Origin of the sequence: Lacrimispora sphenoides JCM 1415 (assembly GCF_900105615.1) — a bacterium.
Taxonomy (GTDB): domain Bacteria; phylum Bacillota; class Clostridia; order Lachnospirales; family Lachnospiraceae; genus Lacrimispora; species Lacrimispora sphenoides.
In genome coordinates this window covers 4,513,038-4,531,533 of record NZ_LT630003.1, presented here as the reverse complement: position 1 = coordinate 4,531,533, position 18,496 = coordinate 4,513,038, and the positions used below count along the sequence as shown (strand labels likewise).

At 45.5% G+C, this 18,496-nt stretch carries 20 protein-coding genes; 5 read left to right on the top strand and 15 right to left on the bottom strand.

Annotated features, from left to right (window positions below):
- Position 1: 1 nt before the first annotated feature.
- The 10 genes from BMX69_RS20455 to BMX69_RS20410 form a co-directional block, all read right to left on the bottom strand.
- Positions 2-391: a hypothetical protein gene (locus BMX69_RS20455; RefSeq protein ID WP_100043372.1), complete on the bottom strand. Its 390-nt coding sequence runs from the start codon at positions 389-391 to the stop codon at positions 2-4.
- A complete protein-coding gene (locus BMX69_RS20450) occupies positions 388-822 on the bottom strand; it encodes a prepilin peptidase (protein WP_054791298.1) in 435 nt (144 codons plus the stop codon). Before BMX69_RS20450 ends, BMX69_RS20455 begins: the two co-directional genes overlap by 4 nt.
- 12 nt (positions 823-834) lie before the next feature.
- A complete protein-coding gene (locus tag BMX69_RS20445) occupies positions 835-1,758 on the bottom strand; it encodes a TadE/TadG family type IV pilus assembly protein (RefSeq protein WP_100043371.1) in 924 nt (307 codons plus the stop codon).
- Between the two features lie 64 nt (positions 1,759-1,822).
- A complete protein-coding gene (locus BMX69_RS20440; RefSeq protein WP_100043370.1) occupies positions 1,823-3,709 on the bottom strand; it encodes a DUF5702 domain-containing protein in 1,887 nt (628 codons plus the stop codon).
- Positions 3,709-3,894: a Flp1 family type IVb pilin gene (locus BMX69_RS20435; protein ID WP_025230787.1), complete on the bottom strand. Its 186-nt coding sequence runs from the start codon at positions 3,892-3,894 to the stop codon at positions 3,709-3,711. The genes BMX69_RS20440 and BMX69_RS20435 overlap by 1 nt, the downstream gene beginning before the upstream one ends.
- 15 nt (positions 3,895-3,909) lie before the next feature.
- Positions 3,910-5,160: an immunoglobulin-like domain-containing protein gene (locus BMX69_RS20430; protein ID WP_100043369.1), complete on the bottom strand. Its 1,251-nt coding sequence runs from the start codon at positions 5,158-5,160 to the stop codon at positions 3,910-3,912.
- Positions 5,157-5,954, bottom strand: coding sequence for a type II secretion system F family protein (locus tag BMX69_RS20425; RefSeq protein WP_166433215.1), 798 nt, complete (start codon positions 5,952-5,954; stop codon positions 5,157-5,159). Before BMX69_RS20425 ends, BMX69_RS20430 begins: the two co-directional genes overlap by 4 nt.
- Positions 5,884-7,065, bottom strand: coding sequence for a CpaF family protein (locus BMX69_RS20420; RefSeq protein WP_100043906.1), 1,182 nt, complete (start codon positions 7,063-7,065; stop codon positions 5,884-5,886). The genes BMX69_RS20425 and BMX69_RS20420 overlap by 71 nt, the downstream gene beginning before the upstream one ends.
- A 71-nt stretch (positions 7,066-7,136) precedes the next feature.
- The gene (locus BMX69_RS20415) at positions 7,137-8,138 is read right to left on the bottom strand and encodes a P-loop NTPase family protein (protein ID WP_242941306.1); all 1,002 of its coding nucleotides are present in this window, start codon (positions 8,136-8,138) and stop codon (positions 7,137-7,139) included.
- A 62-nt stretch (positions 8,139-8,200) separates the two neighbouring features.
- Positions 8,201-8,743 carry a prepilin peptidase gene (locus BMX69_RS20410; protein ID WP_054791293.1) on the bottom strand — a complete coding sequence of 181 codons (543 nt, stop codon included), beginning with the start codon at positions 8,741-8,743 and terminating at the stop codon, positions 8,201-8,203.
- 333 nt (positions 8,744-9,076) lie between these two features.
- Between BMX69_RS20410 and BMX69_RS20405 the strand changes: the two genes are divergently transcribed.
- The 5 genes from BMX69_RS20405 to BMX69_RS20385 all read left to right on the top strand — a co-directional run bounded on the left by BMX69_RS20405 (position 9,077) and on the right by BMX69_RS20385 (position 13,941).
- Complete coding sequence (locus BMX69_RS20405) at positions 9,077-9,457, top strand: ArsR/SmtB family transcription factor (RefSeq protein ID WP_025230781.1); 381 nt, start codon at positions 9,077-9,079, stop codon at positions 9,455-9,457.
- 101 nt (positions 9,458-9,558) lie between these two features.
- Positions 9,559-9,777 carry a YaaL family protein gene (locus BMX69_RS20400; RefSeq protein WP_025230780.1) on the top strand — a complete coding sequence of 73 codons (219 nt, stop codon included), beginning with the start codon at positions 9,559-9,561 and terminating at the stop codon, positions 9,775-9,777.
- 26 nt (positions 9,778-9,803) lie between these two features.
- Positions 9,804-11,138 (top strand): alpha-amylase family glycosyl hydrolase, encoded by a 1,335-nt coding sequence (locus tag BMX69_RS20395; RefSeq protein ID WP_100043368.1) that lies wholly within the window; start codon positions 9,804-9,806, stop codon positions 11,136-11,138.
- A gap of 4 nt (positions 11,139-11,142) precedes the next feature.
- Complete coding sequence (glgB, locus tag BMX69_RS20390; RefSeq protein ID WP_100043367.1) at positions 11,143-13,053, top strand: 1,4-alpha-glucan branching protein GlgB; 1,911 nt, start codon at positions 11,143-11,145, stop codon at positions 13,051-13,053.
- A 138-nt stretch (positions 13,054-13,191) separates the two neighbouring features.
- Positions 13,192-13,941 carry a phosphotransferase family protein gene (locus tag BMX69_RS20385; RefSeq protein ID WP_100043366.1) on the top strand — a complete coding sequence of 250 codons (750 nt, stop codon included), beginning with the start codon at positions 13,192-13,194 and terminating at the stop codon, positions 13,939-13,941.
- 121 nt (positions 13,942-14,062) lie between these two features.
- On the opposite strand, the gene BMX69_RS20380 is transcribed toward BMX69_RS20385, so the two are convergent.
- The 5 genes from BMX69_RS20380 to BMX69_RS20360 form a co-directional block, all read right to left on the bottom strand.
- Positions 14,063-14,512, bottom strand: a complete 450-nt coding sequence (locus BMX69_RS20380) for a DUF3783 domain-containing protein (protein WP_100043365.1) — start codon at positions 14,510-14,512, stop codon at positions 14,063-14,065.
- A gap of 23 nt (positions 14,513-14,535) precedes the next feature.
- Entirely contained in the window at positions 14,536-15,522 is a 987-nt protein-coding gene (locus BMX69_RS20375; protein ID WP_100043364.1) for a diaminopimelate dehydrogenase, read from the bottom strand.
- A gap of 137 nt (positions 15,523-15,659) precedes the next feature.
- Entirely contained in the window at positions 15,660-15,944 is a 285-nt protein-coding gene (gene spoVG / locus BMX69_RS20370; protein ID WP_054791292.1) for a septation regulator SpoVG, read from the bottom strand.
- A 23-nt stretch (positions 15,945-15,967) separates the two neighbouring features.
- Positions 15,968-17,089 (bottom strand): glucose-1-phosphate adenylyltransferase subunit GlgD, encoded by a 1,122-nt coding sequence (glgD, locus tag BMX69_RS20365; RefSeq protein WP_025230773.1) that lies wholly within the window; start codon positions 17,087-17,089, stop codon positions 15,968-15,970.
- Complete coding sequence (locus BMX69_RS20360) at positions 17,086-18,360, bottom strand: glucose-1-phosphate adenylyltransferase (protein WP_054791291.1); 1,275 nt, start codon at positions 18,358-18,360, stop codon at positions 17,086-17,088. The genes glgD and BMX69_RS20360 overlap by 4 nt, the downstream gene beginning before the upstream one ends.
- Positions 18,361-18,496: the final 136 nt, after the last annotated feature.

The following is an 18,496-nucleotide window of genomic DNA, read 5'->3' as shown; positions in this document are numbered from 1 at the left end:
CTCATTCCTCCTGATTGATGAGCGTCAACATCCTTAAAAAATTCTCCGGATCAAACACGCCCTGTTCCATTTCCAGCTTCCAGGCCCCCGCACTTCCATAGGCTTCCACTCTCCTGCCCGTTACTGGGTTTCCTGCCATCTTGATCTGGAAATCATATTTTTTCCAGGAAAAAGGATTACCGGCCCTTCTGACTGCCCACAAGGCAGCTTCTTCAGATGGCTCTGTTTCATTATGGCGCAGTCTTTGCACCGTCTCTCCCAATGCCATTGATCCTACAACTTCATCCCTCAACCGGTAAGCAGCTTGTACAGAAACAATCAGCGCCCATAAAACAATTGCCATAATAAAAGCTGCCTCAACGGTATAGCTTCCCTGCAGTCTATTCTTCATAGCATCACCAGTCCAATCCACACAGGAACCAGAAATGGCAGAAACGGTACCGTTTTCTTCTTATAATCCCGTCCCCGCAGCCAGCCCCAGACATAAATTCCACCGCATACAATGCCATTTAAAAAAATTCCACAGATCAATAACTTCAGATTCAAACATGCTCTTAAAAACAGGCCGCTGACTACAAAAAACCAACCATCTCCAATTCCGATTGCCTCACCTGTTAATCGGCTTAAAAGAAGGAGTCCAGCTCCTATCATACAGCTTGACAGCCGTTCTCTGCCAATATCTCCCTGTAAAAGAGCCAGAATCAGTCCGGCCATGCCTGCTGCCTGAAAAAGCCATACGCTGACAGCCTTTTCTCTTCCGTCTTCCCAGGCAGCCGCCAATAAAAATACTCCAAATATAATTTTATTTACGCTTTCCACCATAGAGGTACCTCCCTATTGAGAACAGTAGGAGCACGGTCCCAGATGGCGTACCTGGGATAAGGGGACAGCCTCCACATATGCCATGATAGAGGAGCAATTCCTGTCACTGTGATACCGCTCTCCTGATGGCATGATATATACGCTGCCGCTCTCCTCTGCAAATCTGCCGCATCTGCTGCAGGGTTTATATTTACCGCCGGTTAAATTACGAACAGTTTCAATTTCCTTAAAAGAAATCTGTACTATATTATTGTATAAGTAATGGCAGGTCCGTTGGCGGTGGTATCTTGTACTCGCCTTTCCAATGTATACAAGCTCATCCTCCGTTCCATTCTTTCCGCTGCGGCCTCCCTCCTGGCCGATCCAGGCCCTCCGGCAGCATCTGGCGGTCATGGGTATGCTGCTTAAGCCAAAAACAGAAAATGGAATTCTTACCCGGTAATCCATAATCAGATCAATGGTCTCTCCGTCCGCTAATACGGTGGAACGTGCAAAGGACGCTGATTCAAGCCGTTTAAACCCTGCCCGTCCTTCCACCCGCTTTCTGACAAAGAGAAGGATTCCTTCCTCTGTGAGTCCTTCTAAAAACTCGTCTGAAAAACCATCGATTTCTTTGGCATGCACCTCTTCTCCCAGTTTAAGCTGTTGCAAAACATAAGCATACTGGCTGACTTCTTCTCCTGCTGCTTCCAGAGCGGTTTGTATTCGCCTACCTTCCTTCATAACCCCCATGGGAAGCATGAGAATCACCATAAAAAAAAGGAAAAGTGGCAGGACCAGGGCAGCCTCTATGGTCAGGCTTCCCTTTTTTCGGTGGCAGGAGGCAGATGATAATACCCTTTTTACAAGGAATCCTTGTTTCATGAAGGGGATTTGTACCTGGAGAGTAACAATTTTTTTATTATTTTTTCTATAGAACTCCTTGAAAAAGGGCATGATCATCCACCTCCTTACCATTTTTTCACCACACCGGGCATAAAGGAATATCTGCAAGCAGCCATTAATATGCTTTTTCTGTCCGGACTTCCACTGGATAGGAGGGATTATTTCCTCCGAAAAACATATGCCTTGATCTCACAGTTCCCCTTACTTCCGCCTGATAAACGCAGTTATCCATGCGAAAATCCTCCTGTTTCCTGCATAAATTCATCTGGATCACATCCATCAGACGGTAATGCTGCTGTCCGGATTCTCCCGGGAAAAGAAGAAGCTTCAAATAGCCGGTATAATCAATTCCGTCTTCATCCTCTTTCCCACCTTCGCATGTTCCCGTTCTTCCTAATTCCAAAAGGTCATCTAGGGATAGCTTCCATGTGTTTCTTGACTTAAGAAAGACCACATTTTTCCCTTCTAGAAGCATTCTCACATCCACAATCGCCTCCCCAAGCGCCCAGATGCTCATCACAAAAAATGCAACGATCCCGGTTAGAGGAGCCAGACCCACGGCTCCGGTAATAAGGCCGGCAAGAGACATTGCCTCCTCTCGTTTCTGGCCGTCTGAAAGAATATGGATTAGGTTCATGCCTTCCCTGATCATGAGAACCTCTAAAACTGTCTGCTTTAAGTTTTCCTCATCTGTTTTCTTTCCTGAAACCAGATATTCCAATTCGTACATTACCTCCTTATCCTCCTCTGAAAGAACATTTGTAAGAAAACGGCCGCAATACTCCCCAAACAGAAGCCTGTCCAAAAGGCCTGTCTCCAGCACCTGGCCATCTCCGCAGGTAACGGAAGGAAAAGAATCGTCAGACAATATACCTTTGGATATTTCCTTTCCATCGGGCAGAACCAGGGATAAGAGCCCTGTCTGTATAAAACCTTCTAACTGTTCCAAAAATCTCTGCTTTTCCGGGTCCTTCACCCCATTGGAATAAGAAAGAGAGGGGATGTCAGCCTTTGCCCATAGTTCCCCTACAGATCCCCATAGTCCAGACAGATCCGGGCCGTCATCCTCTTCATCATCACTATCCCAGTTATCAATGATCTGCTCTACCTCAGAGGAGCGCTTCCCTGCCTGTTCCTTCACCTGTTTTATCTGTTCCATCTTAGCTGGCAGAGCCTCAATTTCCCGCCTTCGCTCCCCATCCTGATTTACATAGGATCCATAGCAAGAGGTATCCCCAATAAAAGTTTCACGTACTTCCTGGCTCAATTCAGCCTGAGCCGCAAATAAGTCATTGTTAGTTCCACTTAAGCTGTTTTTTAAATCATCTGCCTTCTTCCCATAGGCTTTTACAAGGGAAGGAATCCGGTTCATTTCCCGCTCCAAAAGATCTGCTTCTCTACGAAAACCTGGACCATCATAATCCCTGATTCTTTCATAAGCAGACCGCCAGTATTCCTTCTGCCGCTTTAAAGAATCATTGATATCTTCCAAAGCCCTTTCCAACCGGACCGCTTCCCTTTCATGGTCACGAAACGATCCGGATAACCGTTTCACTGCTTTTGCTTCCTTTAAGTTCTTAAGCAGGGCTTCTGCACCCTTTTCATCTGTCATATTTTCAAATATTCCATACTTCATATAGTCCAGAATCTCCTTCTTTAAATACTGCCCTCCCCCATCAGTGATACGGAAAAGCTGCATTGTATCCGCCTTTTCCATATCCATGGTATACCAGCCGGAGCTGTCCATATAGGGCTCCATAAATCCCTTCCATGCTTTTTCAAGTTCCTCGCCATTCTCACATTCCAGAAGAAAGAGACGGTATTTATCCCAGGCTTCTCTGTGAAACCTGCTGAATACAGAGTCCATGGAAGAATCGGCCGCCAGCTTTAGATAACACCTGGTTCCTGCAGTCCGTGCGGACTCTAAAAGTCCGCACATCAGGCTGAATATGCATAAAAGAGCTAAACTGAAAAACACTGTTACCTGCCCGCTTTTGCGCATCAATACACCTCTTTAGACTGGCTGTTGATTTCCTTGAATATGTTATCAAGAAGAGTCGTTATCTGCTTTTTAAAAATAATGACAAGTCCGATTAACACCACCAGAATCAGCACTACTTCAATCACGCCTACTCCGTCTTCTTCCTTAAAGAAATCCAGGATCTGACTGTTTACCGTTGTCAGCATCATATCACCTCCCTTCTAATAAAATGACAGGAACGCAGGCACGACGATCATGACCATGACCACCCCCAGCATCATAAACAGGGGCAGCAAAAGTTTGGTTCCTGCTTCTTCCCCCAGCTTTTTCGCCAGGTTCTTCCTTAGCTCAAAGGCTGAAGCCATCTCAAGCTCCAAAGCCGGGCGAAGCTGCCTGCTTCCGTTTTTCTGACTCTGTTCCAGGAGAGTGGAGAGCTTTATGTAGGCCTGTAAGCCGCATCGCCTTCCAAATTCACTGTAAGCCCGTCCTTCCGACAGCCCGCTGCTTATCTGACTTGCTGTCTTCACCATCTCCTCATACGTCGGACGTGCGCTTCTTTTCCCCTGCTTTACGGCCTCCTTATAGCCAGCCGCAATCCTCTCCCAGGCTCCACGGACGGTAAGACCTGCTCCGATATAGACTACCAGCTTGGAAACCACCTCAGAATAATCAAACAGCAATTGCTGCTCACGTATCTTCGCCTGACTTTTCCTGTCAAACTCTTCTTTTACGTGCAGGAGAGCCGCCAGTAAAAACCCCAGCACCGGCAATATCCGGTAATCCGCCTCTTCAGGCTTAAAATACATCAGCCGGTTCCCCTCATAAACTGAGGGCAGTAGCAGGCGATCCTCCGTCTGCTGTTTCATATCCATCTGGCCTATCCACTGAAGAAAGTCTGCGGCTGCTTTTTCGTCCTTGGTAAGGGAGGCCGGGTAAACCGTCACTTTAAACTCATATCGGTCCTCATGGCGCCCATCCGTCACTCTGGCCCTTAACCAGACCTGCTCTCCTTCTTCTGGTATTTCCTCATTGTGAACAATTCCAAAGGAATCGATCACCTGGGGATTATCAGACTCCCAGCTGATTCTAAGCCCATAATCTCCAAGACTGTTCTTTAAATTTAAACTTTCTCTCACCTCCTCAAGGGACTCATTTTCCCCCAGCATCTGCCGTGTCAGTTCAGGCCGGATCCTTTGAAACAGCTCCTTTGCCTCTTCCGCCCCATACTGCCGCTCCCTGACAGGGATTCTCACCGGTATCTTCCTGTCCCCATTCTCCCGGTCAAGCCCGGATACCTGGATATCATATGTAATCTCTCCGTGCCCCGGCCCTGCCCGTTTAAGCCCTCCCCCTTCCGTTACCGCCTGCCCGCCCACTGCATAATACAGCTCAAAAGCAACATATAAGGCAATCCCGAAAACAACGCAGGCCATCTGTATCTTTGTAAAAGGAAATCTCCATGTTCTTTTCATATCTCAATCCTCATAATCCATCTTGAAATCCCCAGGGCAGCGATGTAAATGATCATGCACAGGGTCATAAGAATCCTTCCGATTCCCGTACTGTACATGATGTTAAAAAAGCCTGGAGAAGTCAGATCAATATAAAGGACAATAAAAAAGGGGATCATGCTCATAATTTTCTGTTCAAACTGTTTTGAGGCTGTCATCGTTAAAATCTCCTGTCTTACCTGTACCTTGTCCCTTATTGCATCCGCCGTGTGGCTTATGATCATAACCAGTTCACCTCCGCTTCGTTTAGCCGCAGCAAATACCTCCGCAAAGTTCTTAACATCATCAAGGCCGCTTCGGCCTGCAAAATCGGAAAGCGCCAGCTCGACCGAACGGTTCATCCGGATCTGGCTTTCAATATGCTTAAATTCCCTGGAAACCATCCCCTCCTCCCCGAAAAGCAGACCCAATTCCTTTACGGAAGCAGAAAACGCGTTCTCCACAGAATAACCGGCACTTAGGAAGGAGGCTAAAAGAAGGATGCCCTCCTTAAATTCCAGATTTAACTGCTGAAGCCGGCCTTCCTTCAGTTCTCTTTTTTTAATCATGGGAAATATAAAAACCATTGGGGCAAACAACAGGAATGATAGGATGCTGCGGTAAAAGATGTAAGCGAAAATCCCTGCAATTGACAGGCCCTGAAGACCATACAGGCACCACTGAACGGGTGTCAGATCATAGGTTTCATATTTCAATGCCTGCTGCTTTAAGTTTTTCGGCGTTTTGAATAATTCCCACTTTTTTAAGGCTTCCATGAACAACCTGTCCTTCTTCCAGATTCCCATAATCTTCCTCAAACCTGTATAGCGGATTAAGCCTGATTTCTCCGTTCTCATAGCCAATTACCTCCACAATGGACAGGACCCTCCTGCTTTTATCTCTGAGCCGTCCCAAATGAATTAAGATATCAATTGCTGCCGCAACCTGGCTTCTGGCTGCTGCCAATGGGATATCTGCTCCCATAAGCACCATAGTCTCCAGCCTGGAAAGCATGTCTCTGGGACTGTTTCCATGGCCGGTGCTGAGGCTTCCGTCATGGCCGGTGTTCATGGCTGATATCATGTCCAAAGCCTCCTTTCCTCTCACCTCTCCAACGATTATTCTGCTGGGATTCATTCTGAGTGCAGCCCGGATCAGATCACCAATGGACACTTCCCCATCACCCTCTCCATTGGCCTCTCTTGTTTCAAGCCGCACCAGATTGGGAATATGAGCAATCTTCAGTTCCGCGGAATCTTCAATGGTCACAATCCGCTCATCCCCGGGGATGTAGGCGGACAGGGCATTGAGAAACGTACTTTTTCCCGAATTGGTTCCCCCGCTGATAAATATATTGTATCCCGCCCCTACAATGCATTTTAGAAAATCCGCAGCCTCTTCCGTAACCGAGCCCAGCTTTAGCAGCCTGGTCATGGTAATGGGCTTTGGAAACTTACGGATGGTCACAGCGGGGCCGTCTAAGGCAATGGGCGGCAGCACGACATGGACCCTGGAACCATCAGATAACCTGGCATCCGCGATGGGCCTTGATACATTTACCGTACGGTTTACTCTGCTGACGATCTGCTGAATGGTATCCTCTAGCTGCTCCTGACTGTCAAAGGCTCTGACCCACTGCTCCATACGCCCGTTTTTCTCCACAAAGACATGGTCTGCCCCATTTACCATGATCTCTGTCACATCCTCATCATCTACCAGCTCCTGAAGGACCCCAAGCCGCCGGAAAGAATCAAAAAGCCTACCCCGAAGCTCCTTCTTATCTTTTAGGGGAAGAAAACTGATCTGCCCATACTCCAAAATTCTGCGGTCTATGATGTCATAAAGCTCCTCATCCGTTACCTGCTGCCGTTCATCCAGCTCTTTCATGATTTCTTCCCGAAGCTTCCTTCTTTCCTCATCGTCCATGGCTGTTCCTCCTTGTACAATTTCTTTACCGCTTATGGCTGTTTCCTCAAAAGCTGTCTTGTATAATCTCCCAATTCTCCCCATAAGAGTTGTTCCAGATAGTTGTCTTTCCGTCCAAAGCTGCAGTGATAGGGAGGCTTTATTTTCTGAATCCGGTTTTTAAGAAACTCATGGCCGGATGACACCAGGTATTCCTCAAACTCTTCTATCTTTGCTGCAGATACGCAGTCATCCTTTACCGGCATATATACTGCATCGCATATCTCCAGCACCTCTGAAGCTTTCTTGCCGAATTGGCCTAAATCCAGAATAATGGATTCATAAACACTTTCCATGGCAATGCGGGTTACCAGCTCTGCCATCACCTGCCCGGTCACCTGGCAAAGGTCCTCAGGGTATTGCACCGGCGGCACATAATCCAGCTCCCCCCAGGTATAGACGATGGATCCAAGGCGTACCCAGTGAAAACCTTCCTGGCTGTAATAATATAAAAGATCAGACAAACCTCCCTTATACTCTTCTCCGATCAGCCGCCGAAATCCCGAGCAATCCTCAAAGTTTAAATAAAGAACCTTTAAATCCCGGGCCAGAAGCTGTCCCATGGTAAGGGCAAAAGAGGTCTTTAAGCACCGGTTGATGGGAGAATAGACTCCTATGATCCTCCCCGTCTTTGAAACCATGGAATAACCCGGATCTCCGGGATCGTCACAGTAGTAATTCATCACCTCCCGCATCAGACTGTCAGCCGCCTGATATTTATAAACGCTTGGATACTGTCCTCCCGGAGGGACTGACTCACCGTCAGCCAGTATGATCACAACGGCAGCGGCTATTTTTTCTATATCCTCCCTGGAAACGGAGGAACTAATGAGCAAAAGCTCTATCTTATGGTCTTCCCCATATGCCTTCAGCCGTTCCAGGGCTGTAAATGCCATAACCGAGAACCCGACCTGCTCCTTTTGGTTTACAAAATCCGTGAACCTCTCCGTATACAAAGGGTCCGTATCATAAACCGCCATCACTCTCTTTGCCAAAACCAAACCTCCTTATTTTGTATACTAATAAATCAAGCGGATATGTTTTCATATCCAGTTGATCAAAAAAACACAGAACCCAGTGTCCCTAAAAACAGGCACAGGCCTAAAGGTATCACCATATCATATCCATCCCGGACAGGATCGTAGTAAATTGTAAGTTTTCCAGTTTGAAATACGTGCCTGATAAAGGCAAGAAGACAAGAAAGGCGGGTGAAAAGGCTGCCACTCCCTGCCATTTTGATAAAGGACCAGAAAGCCCCTATAAGAAAACCAAGTCCAACGGCCAAAGCGCCTGTTCTTAACCCCAGAAAGCCGCATATGAGTGCAGTAAGCTTGATATCTCCCGCACCGATCATCCGGCACAGGAATAGTAAAAAGAATATCCCTGTTACAATTACCAGCCTCAGCAAGAACAGAAGGCCTCCAAAAGGATTCTCCGGACCAGGGATTTCAAGCAGAATGCCAAGGATGATCCCTGAAAGCACCAACCAGTTAGGGATACGGTGTTCCCGGACATCATAAAAAGCTCCTGCTCCTAAAATAAGCAGCAAAATAACATACCGAACGATAAAATCCCCCCTCTTTACATAAAATTTCAACATTGGAATTCACGCTGGAAAATCAGCTATGGATTATAAAAAACTTTTGAAATGCTGTATGCGGAATGCATATAAGAATGTGCCTTTATTATGCACAAGGGAAAATAAAATGTCAACTGTTTTTTACAAGAAATATTGTATACATTCTTTTATAGGGTTTTCTGAGAGCAAAGGCCTCTCTGTGAATTTATTGTCATATTTCAACAATTTTTTTCAATATTTTCTCTTTATCGCAGCATAAATCACAAAATTATGGCAGCAAAACATTGACGTTATCCTGCTGAGATGATAAAATAATATTAGTTTAATTTTTTAAACCAAAGGAGGAATCCAACCATGCATGCCGAGGATTTTAATGAACTTTTCCAGAATTGCATGCCGATTTTTATCGCTCTCGGAGACGAAGTGCGGCTGACCATAATTAAGGTTCTGGCCAATGCAGGTCTTTATGATGACCTGGGAAACGACGTTTCAAACACCAAAGATGACCTAAGCATAAGACCCAGGCAGGGAATGAATGTAAAGGAAATAACGGAAATGACCCGTTTGTCCCGCCCTGCCATTTCCCATCATTTAAAGATTTTAAAAAAGGCAGGTCTTGTGAATGTCCGCCAGGAAGGGACAGCTAATTATTACTATCTGACCATTGGCGACAGCACAAAAAAACTTTGTTCTCTGGGGCTGTATTTACAGGAACTAATGAACCAGGTTTCATAAATTATAAATGATATACAGGGAATATATGAATAAAGTGCCATTTTCCAGACATACTGAATTTATAGCATTCGGTAAAAATTATAAAATCTGGAGATGATAAAATGAAACATGGTCTATTAAAAAAACATCTGGTCCTGTCAGAGGAAGAGCGGAATTTAAGGCATGAGATTGAACGTTCCAAAACCGCCATTGATTCCGCAAGAAATCACTTTGAACAGGTGGTTGACCCAACGCTTATTGATTGTTATATCTACGAACTTAATGCGGCACAGCTGCGTTACCAGTTCCTTCTGCGACGCTTTAAAAGCCGGGAGGTATAAACTACTATAATCTGGAGGATAAGTATATGAGCAAGTGGTATGATAGGGGAGTTTTTTATCACATATATCCCCTGGGGCTTGTGGGCGCTCCGAAAGAGAACAGGGAATTTTCTGTTGTGAACCAATTTGGGGAACTTTGTAAGTGGATTTCCCATATCCGGTCTCTGGGGTGCAATGCGATCTACATCGGGCCACTGTTTGAATCCTCTACCCATGGGTACGATACGCGTGATTACCGGATGGTGGACCGCCGTCTTGGTGACAGAGAAGGCTTTCAGGAGTTTGTGTCCCGCTGCCATGAAGCAGGTATCAAAGTGGTTGTTGACGGCGTCTTTAACCATACGGGACGGGAGTTTTTTGCATTTCAGGATATTTTAAACCAAAGAGAGAATTCTCCCTACAGGGACTGGTACCGGGGAATCAACTTTGCCGGCAGCAGTCCTTTGGGAGATTCCTTTGGTTACGAAGCGTGGCAGGGACACTTTGAGCTTCCTTGCCTTAATCTTTTTAATCCCGCAGTCAGGCAGTATTTATTTGACACCGTACAGTTTTGGATCAATAACTTTGACATTGACGGAATACGCCTTGACTGTGCCAATGTGCTGGACTTTGGATTTATGAAGGAGCTGCGGCAGCACACGGCGGAAATGAAAGAAGATTTCTGGCTCATGGGGGAAGTTATCCATGGAGAATACGGCAGATGGGTCAGTCCCGGTATGCTTCATTCTGTCACGAACTACGAACTACATAAGAGCATTTATTCAGGCCATAATGACCACAATTATTTTGAAATTGCACACAATGTAAAAAGGCTGGAATCCATCGGGTCACAGCTTTATACCTTTGTGGACAATCATGACGAAAACCGGATCGCAAGCAAGCTTTCCAATACCCAGCACCTCTATCCGGTTTACACCCTGTTATTCACCCTTCCCGGAATCCCCTCCGTCTACTATGGCAGCGAGTTTGGGATGGAAGGCAGACGAACCAATACGGATGATTCCATGCTGCGTCCCTTGGTTTCCATTTCCGAAGTAAAGAAGTTTACCTGTCCGCTTGAGGATTTTATCAGCAAGCTGGGTCATATCCATGAACAAAACCCGGAGTTTCATGGAGGCCGGTACCAGGAGCTTCTTCTCACCAACCGTCAGTATGCATTTGCACGGTTTCATGAAAGTCAGGCCATCATAACTGCAGTAAACAATGATGATTCTGACGCATTTGCCGGAATTCCCTGTCCTTGTGAGGGAAACACTGCTGTCAATCTTCTGAACGGAGAAATATTTCCAGTGATTGACCATAGAATCGGATTGACCATACCCGCAAACCGGGGTGTTATCTTAAAGATCATGGAGGGATGAGCGAATGGAAAGTGGCAGAAATGAAATCGGAATGGGTTTTATCACAGAGGTGGACCGATACCTTTATAACAATGGAAGGCATTATGAAATCTACGAAAAACTGGGCGCCCATCCGATCAACTACGAAGGAAACGATGGGATGTATTTTGCAGTCTGGGCGCCTCATAGCAGTCAGGTCAGCGTGGTAGGAGATTTTAACGGCTGGGATCCGGAAGCAAATCCAATGGGATCCCTTGCTGATTCCGGAATCTGGGAAGCTTTTGTCCCTGATTTAAGCGTTGGGGAGCTATATAAATATGCAATCACCACAAGGAGCGGCAAGATCCTTTTCAAGGCGGATCCTTACGCATTCCAGGCAGAATACCGCCCCCAGACTGCCTCTGTTACCGCAGACCTTACGGGATTTCAGTGGAAGGATCTGGCCTGGATGGAAAAGCGGAAGGCCAAAGACCCCTTAGATGAACCTCTCAGCATCTATGAGGTACATTTAGGTTCCTGGCGGAAGAAAAGCAGGGATGAAAAGGATGGCTTTTATACTTATATCGAAGCGGCTCATGAACTGGCAGATTATATTCTGGAAATGGGTTATACCCATGTGGAGCTGATGGGAATTGCAGAACATCCCTATGACGGATCCTGGGGATATCAGGTGACAGGATATTTTGCCCCAACTTCCCGGTTTGGGACTCCAGGAGAGTTTATGTATTTCGTAAACTACATGCACAAAAAAGGAATCGGGGTCATCCTTGACTGGGTTCCGGCTCATTTTCCAAAGGATGCTCATGGCCTGGCGGACTTTGACGGAGAAGCCTGCTACGAATATTCAGACCCCCGGAAAGGGGAACACCCTGATTGGGGAACAAAAGTCTTTGATTACAGTAAATATGAGGTGGATAATTTCCTTATTGCCAATGCCCTTTACTGGGTGGATAAATTTCATGTTGACGGGCTCCGGGTCGACGCGGTCGCTTCCATGCTTTATCTGGATTATGGAAGAAACAACGGGGACTGGGTACCAAACCAGTACGGCGGAAACGAGAATCTGGAAGCCATAGAGTTTTTTAAGCATTTAAACAGCGTCATTAAAAAACGGGGAAACGGAGCTATGGTCATTGCCGAGGAATCTACCGTCTGGCCAAAGGTTACCGGGAATCAGGAAGAGGGAGGCCTTGGTTTTACCTTTAAATGGAATATGGGCTGGATGCATGATTTTCTGGAATATATGAAGCTGGATCCTTATTTCCGCAAATACAACCACCACAAGATGACATTTGGCCTTACATATTTCACCAGTGAAAATTATATACTGGTATTATCCCATGATGAGGTGGTGCATTTGAAAAGTTCCATGATCAACAAAATGCCGGGACTTCTGGAAGATAAATTTGCAAACTTAAAATTGGGATATACGTTTATGCTTGGTCATCCCGGTAAAAAACTGCTGTTTATGGGACAGGAATTTGGACAGTTTCATGAATGGGATGAAAAAAACTCCCTTGACTGGTATCTGTCTGAGGAGCCTTTAGGCAAAACCCTTAAGGACTATGTAAGAGATCTTCTGCACCTGTACAAAAAATATCCGGCACTTTATGAAAAGGACTATGACTGGGAAGGCTTCTTCTGGGTCAATGCCAATGACAAGGAACGTAGCATCTTCAGTTTTATCAGGTACAGTAAGGATAAAAAGCGCAGCCTGCTGTTTGTGTTAAACTTCACTCCCGTAGCCCGTCCTGATTACCGGGTAGGAGTTCCGAAACGGGGAACTTACACTCTTGTTTTAGACCAGGATCACGGACTGTATAAGCGGGGAGAGAAAGGGCCTTCTTTCCGCTCTGAAAAGATGGAATGGGATGATCAGGAATACTCTTTCCCTTACCAGCTTCCGGCTTATGGTGCGGCTGTTTTCCGCTTTTAAATTGCAGACATATTCAGTAAATTTATCCTGATAAATCACAAAACAAGCTATACTTTTTATGGGTTTTGTAGTAAAATATAAGTACAGAATCACTACATAACGGTTCAGACTAATGGTTGGATGGAAGGAGAGATTCGTATGGCAGCACAATTAATTGCTACAACTGCAACAAAAAAGGTCTTTCGTGATGGAAATAAAGCGATCAAGGTATTTAACGCTGATTTCCCAAAGGCAGATGTATTGAATGAAGCATTGATTACAGCCCGCGTGGAAGAAGTCGGCGGAATCAATGTTCCTAAGGTTTTAGAGGTTGGTGTTTTCGAAGGAAAGTGGTCCATTACCTTTGATTTCATTGAAGGCAAGACTCTCCAACAGCTCATGGATGAAAATCCTGATAAATTACCGGAATACATGGAGAATATGGTAGATCTCCATTTGAGTATTCTGTCAAAGCAGTGCCCGCTTCTTAATAAGTTAAAAGATAAGATGTCACGTCAGATCCTGGACACGGAAGAATTAGAGGATGTGACCAGATACGATATGCGGACACAGCTGGACAGTATGCCTAAACATACAAAATTATGCCATGGGGATTTTAATCCCAGCAATATTGTGGTAACCGATGACGGAACCATGTTTGTTCTGGACTGGGTACACGCGACTCAGGGCAATGCCAGCGCGGATGTGGCAAGAACTTACCTGCTGTTCTGTCTGCAGGACCAGAATAAGGCAGATATGTATATGAACCTGTTTTGTAAGAAGACCGGTACTGCAAAGAAATATGTGCAGACCTGGCTTCCCATGGTTGCTGCTGCCCAGCTTTCAAAGAGAAGACCGGAAGAGGCGGAATTGCTTCAACAGTGGGCCACTGTTTGTGATTATCAGTAAATTTGCAGCATAAAGAACAAAAACGCGTCTTGAGAGGGTTTTATCCCTTGATCAAGACGCGTTTTTACGTACCATTTTATTTTTTTCAATAGATCAATCTAACAACATTCTGCACGGCACCTTAAACCGTATCTGTTTCGTTCTCTTCCGCTTCCTTCGGATCTGTCTCATTCGTTCCTGACATGGTGTCATGTTCTTTCTTAAGCTCCAGATACAGATCATAGAATTTCCATTTACAGTTGGTATCGGTGATTACTGCCTTTAGGTCGATTTTAGGAACTCCGGCCCGCCTTAAATTTAAGAGCAGTTCGTCAATCCGGCGGTTTGAAAAATTTTTCATAACCAGGATCTCCTCTTCCACATCAGGGCAATTCTCCTGCTCCTTTTCTTCAAATCCGTCAAAGCCTGCCAGATATCCTACGGTCTGGTACACCTGTTCCGGGGATATGTTTTTAATCCGTATCCCCATACGGACAAGAACTGCTTTCAGCTTCGCGGCCTTTGTATCATTTCCGCTCTGCCTGTCCTTTTCAGGCTGATAATACAGGACCATTTCTTTTCTCGCTGCCATTCTCTATTCCTCCTGCCTCTGAATTATAACAGACGTCCTCTCAGCTCTTTTCCGCTAAAGGCACTTAAATATGCCGGAGCAATATCAAGCACGGTTTTACATCCGCTCTGGCCTTCTTGATTCAAACGATAAGCGGCTCTAGCATAAGCCGTCAGCACGGAGGCCGTAAATTCCGGATTGGAATCCAGCTTTAGGCTGTATTCGATCACATGGCTGTTCTCATCCTCCCAGCCTGTCTTTCCGGTCCTAATGACAAATCCTCCATGGGGAATTCCCCTGTGGTCCCGGTTAAGTTCCTCTTCGCTGATAAAATGAACCGTAGTATCATAATCTGCAAAATAATTGGGCATAGATACGATTTCTTTCCTGATCCGGTCTAAATCCGCATTCTCTTCCGCCACTACAAAACATTCGCGGGTATGCTTCTCTCTGGTGGACAGTTCTGGATTTTTTCCGCTGCGGACCGCTTCGAGGGCTTCTTCAACCGGAATGGTATACTGTCTGGCATCCCGGACACCTTCGATCCTGCGGATCGCATCGGAATGGCCCTGGCTTACGCCCCTGCCCCAGAACGTATAATCATGGCCGCCCGGTAAAATGGACTCTCCATACAGGCGGTTTAAGGAAAACATGCCCGGGTCCCAGCCAACGGATATGATCCCAACCTTGTTTCCTTCCTTTGCCGCCTCATCCACTGCTTCAAAATGCCGGGGGATCCGTGCGTGGGTGTCAAAGCTGTCCACTACATTGAAATGTCTGGCAAGAAGGGGAGTCTGTACCGGAAGATCTGCTGCGCTTCCGCCACAGAGGATCATCACATCAATGGAATCCTTTTTTGAAATAGCTTCCTCCATGGAATACACCTTTACACCCGGAGTAAGAAGGGTTAATGATGCCGGATCTCTTCTGGTAAATACGGCAGAAAGCTCAAGATCCGGATTATGGCGGATGGCACATTCCACCCCTTTTCCCAGATTCCCATAGCCTGCAATACCTATTTTTATCGTCATGTTTTCATCTACCTTTCCAAAATTATTACTTTTTATTATAACCCCAAAAAGAGCCCCGTGTAAATCCTGTATTTAAGGAGAGTCACATACAAAAATCCGCAGGCAGAGTCACCCCTGCCTGCGGATTAAAAGACTTATTAAGCAAATGCCGTCACCTCCGGCATCTCTAATGCCGTGGTCTCATACTTATCCAGAATGACCCTCTGGATCATATCACGGGTGTCGGAATTAATGGGATGTGCAATATCCCGGTATTCCCCATCTGCAGCCTTGCGGCTTGGCATAGCAATAAATAGCCCCTTCTCCCCTTCGATTACCTTGATATCATGAATTACAAATTCATTATCAAGAGTAATGGATACTATTGCTTTCATCTTTCCTTCTTTTTCAATACGTCTAACCCTCACGTCTGTAATCTGCATGTCAAGCTTTCCCCCGCATTTCCTTATAATGTGTATCTTTCGTTTTTCTCTAAGACAATTTTTATATTGTCCGGTGTTCCAATATGAGTGGTATTTGCCCGGATCGTATCCCGGCTTTCCACTATACAATTTTCAATAACCGTATTATCACCTATGTAAACGTCATTTAAAATAATAGAATTTTTAATGACACAGTTATTGCCTACATATGCCTTTTTAAACAGAACAGAATTTTCGACCACTCCATTGACAATGCTGCCGCTGGATATCAAACTGTTCTTAACTGAGGCTCCCGGATTATACTTTGCCGGAGGCAAATCATCTATTTTAGAATAAACATCCGGGTACTGGCGGAAGAAATAATCCCTCACTTCCGATTTCAGGAAATCCATGTTGGTCTTGTAGTAAGACTCAACAGAAGCAATATTCCTCCAGTAAGTATTCATCTTATAAGCATAAATCCTCTTTAGGTTCCGGTAACGTATCAGAATATCGTTTACAAAATCATAACGGTCTTCCATAGCGCAGCGCTCAATGAGCTCAATCAGCTGCCGTCTGCGGATGACATAAATACCGCAGGATACGACATTAGAAGATGCGACCATAGGCTTTTCCTCAAAGTCTGTGATCCTTCCGTCTTCATTGGTTCTCACCAGACCGAATCGTGTGATATCCTCTCCCTGCGGAAGCTCCGTGCATACGACGGTAATATCAGCCTTCTTCTCAATATGATATTCCAGAACTTTTCCATAATCCAGCTTATAGATGCCGTCACCTGCCGCAATAACAACATAGGGTTCATGGCTGTTCTTTAAGAATGTAAGGTTCTGGAAAAGCGCATCTGCAGTTCCCCGGTACCAGTCACTGCTTTCTGCGGTTATAGTTGGAGTGAATACAAACAATCCCCCCTGCTTTCTACCAAAATCCCACCATTTGGAAGAGCTCAAATGCAGATGAAGCGATCTGGAATTATACTGAGTTAAAACCGCTACGTTCTGAATATGGGAATTCGTCATATTGCTGAGGGCAAAATCAATGCTGCGGTAATTGCCGGCAATGGGCATGGCCGAGATCGCCCTTTTATTGGATAATTCCCGCATTCTCTTACTGTTTCCGCCTGCTAATACAATTCCTATCGCTCTCATCGTATGCCACCTGCCTTTATGATGTAGTCTCCGCCAGCCAGCTCACCGTCAGTATAATCTTCTGCTGTTGTTTCACCGACGATTGCCGTATTCTTACCTACCTTCACATTTTCCGGTATGGTTGAATTCTCACCGACTGTTACCAGATCGGACTGATAGACCTTGGGATCATATTTGCTGGGGGCAAATTCCCCGCAACCAAGCTCAGAGTTCGCTCCTATCTTTACATTTTCAGCGATAATGGCCTTCTGGATCTTGACATTCTCTCCCAGTACGCATTCCCTCATGATGATGGAATCCCTGACCACGGCTCCCTTTTTAATGGTAACACCGGCACCAATAACGGAATTGTGGATTTCTCCGCAGATTTCTGACCCTTCTCCGATGATGCTTCTGTCTATAACAGCCTCTTCCGACACATATTGAGGCGGTATGATGTCGCTCTTTGTATAGATCTTCCAGTACTCCTCATAAAGGTTAAATTCGGGAATGATATCAATCAGCTCCATATTAGCTTCCCAGTAAGAGCTTAAAGTTCCCACATCCTTCCAATAACCATTGTATTCATAGGCAAATACCCGGTCCCCTGCCTCGAAGCAGTATGGAATGATATGCTTTCCGAAATCACAGCCCGGTACTTCAGACATCTTGATCAGTGCCTCTTTTAATACTTTCCAGCTGAATATGTAGATACCCATGGATGCCAGGTTGCTTCTTGGATTTACCGGTTTTTCTTCAAACTCCGTGATACGGTTGCTCTCATCGGTTATAAGGATTCCAAAACGGCTGGCTTCCTCAATCGGCACCGGCATAGCAGCAATGGTGATATCAGCATTATTCGCTTTATGGTATTCCAGCATGACCTCATAATCCATCTTATAGATATGGTCTCCTGACAATATGAGGACATAGTCCGGATTGTAAGTTTCCATATATTCGAGGTTCTGATAGATGGCATTTGCCGTTCCAGTATACCAATCACTGCCCTTGCTCTTTTCATAGGGAGGAAGGATCGTGACGCCGCCAACGTTCCGGTCCAAATCCCATGGGATGCCGATCCCGATATGGGTATTTAAGCGCAATGGCTGATACTGAGTCAGAACTCCCACTGTATCTACTCCTGAGTTGATGCAGTTACTGAGTGGGAAATCAATTATACGGTACTTGCCGCCAAATGATACTGCTGGTTTGGCCACTTTTTGCGTTAACACGCCTAACCGGCTTCCCTGCCCGCCTGCCAAAAGCATGGCAATCATTTCTTTCTTGATCACGTTATCACCTCTCGCTGTTGTAATTTTATTGTACTAGCATTATAACACATATTCAGAAAATAGTGAACAAAATTTTGAATTATTATGATAATTTTTTGTGCATTTTCCGACATTTTTCATGCTTTTTTCGATTCTT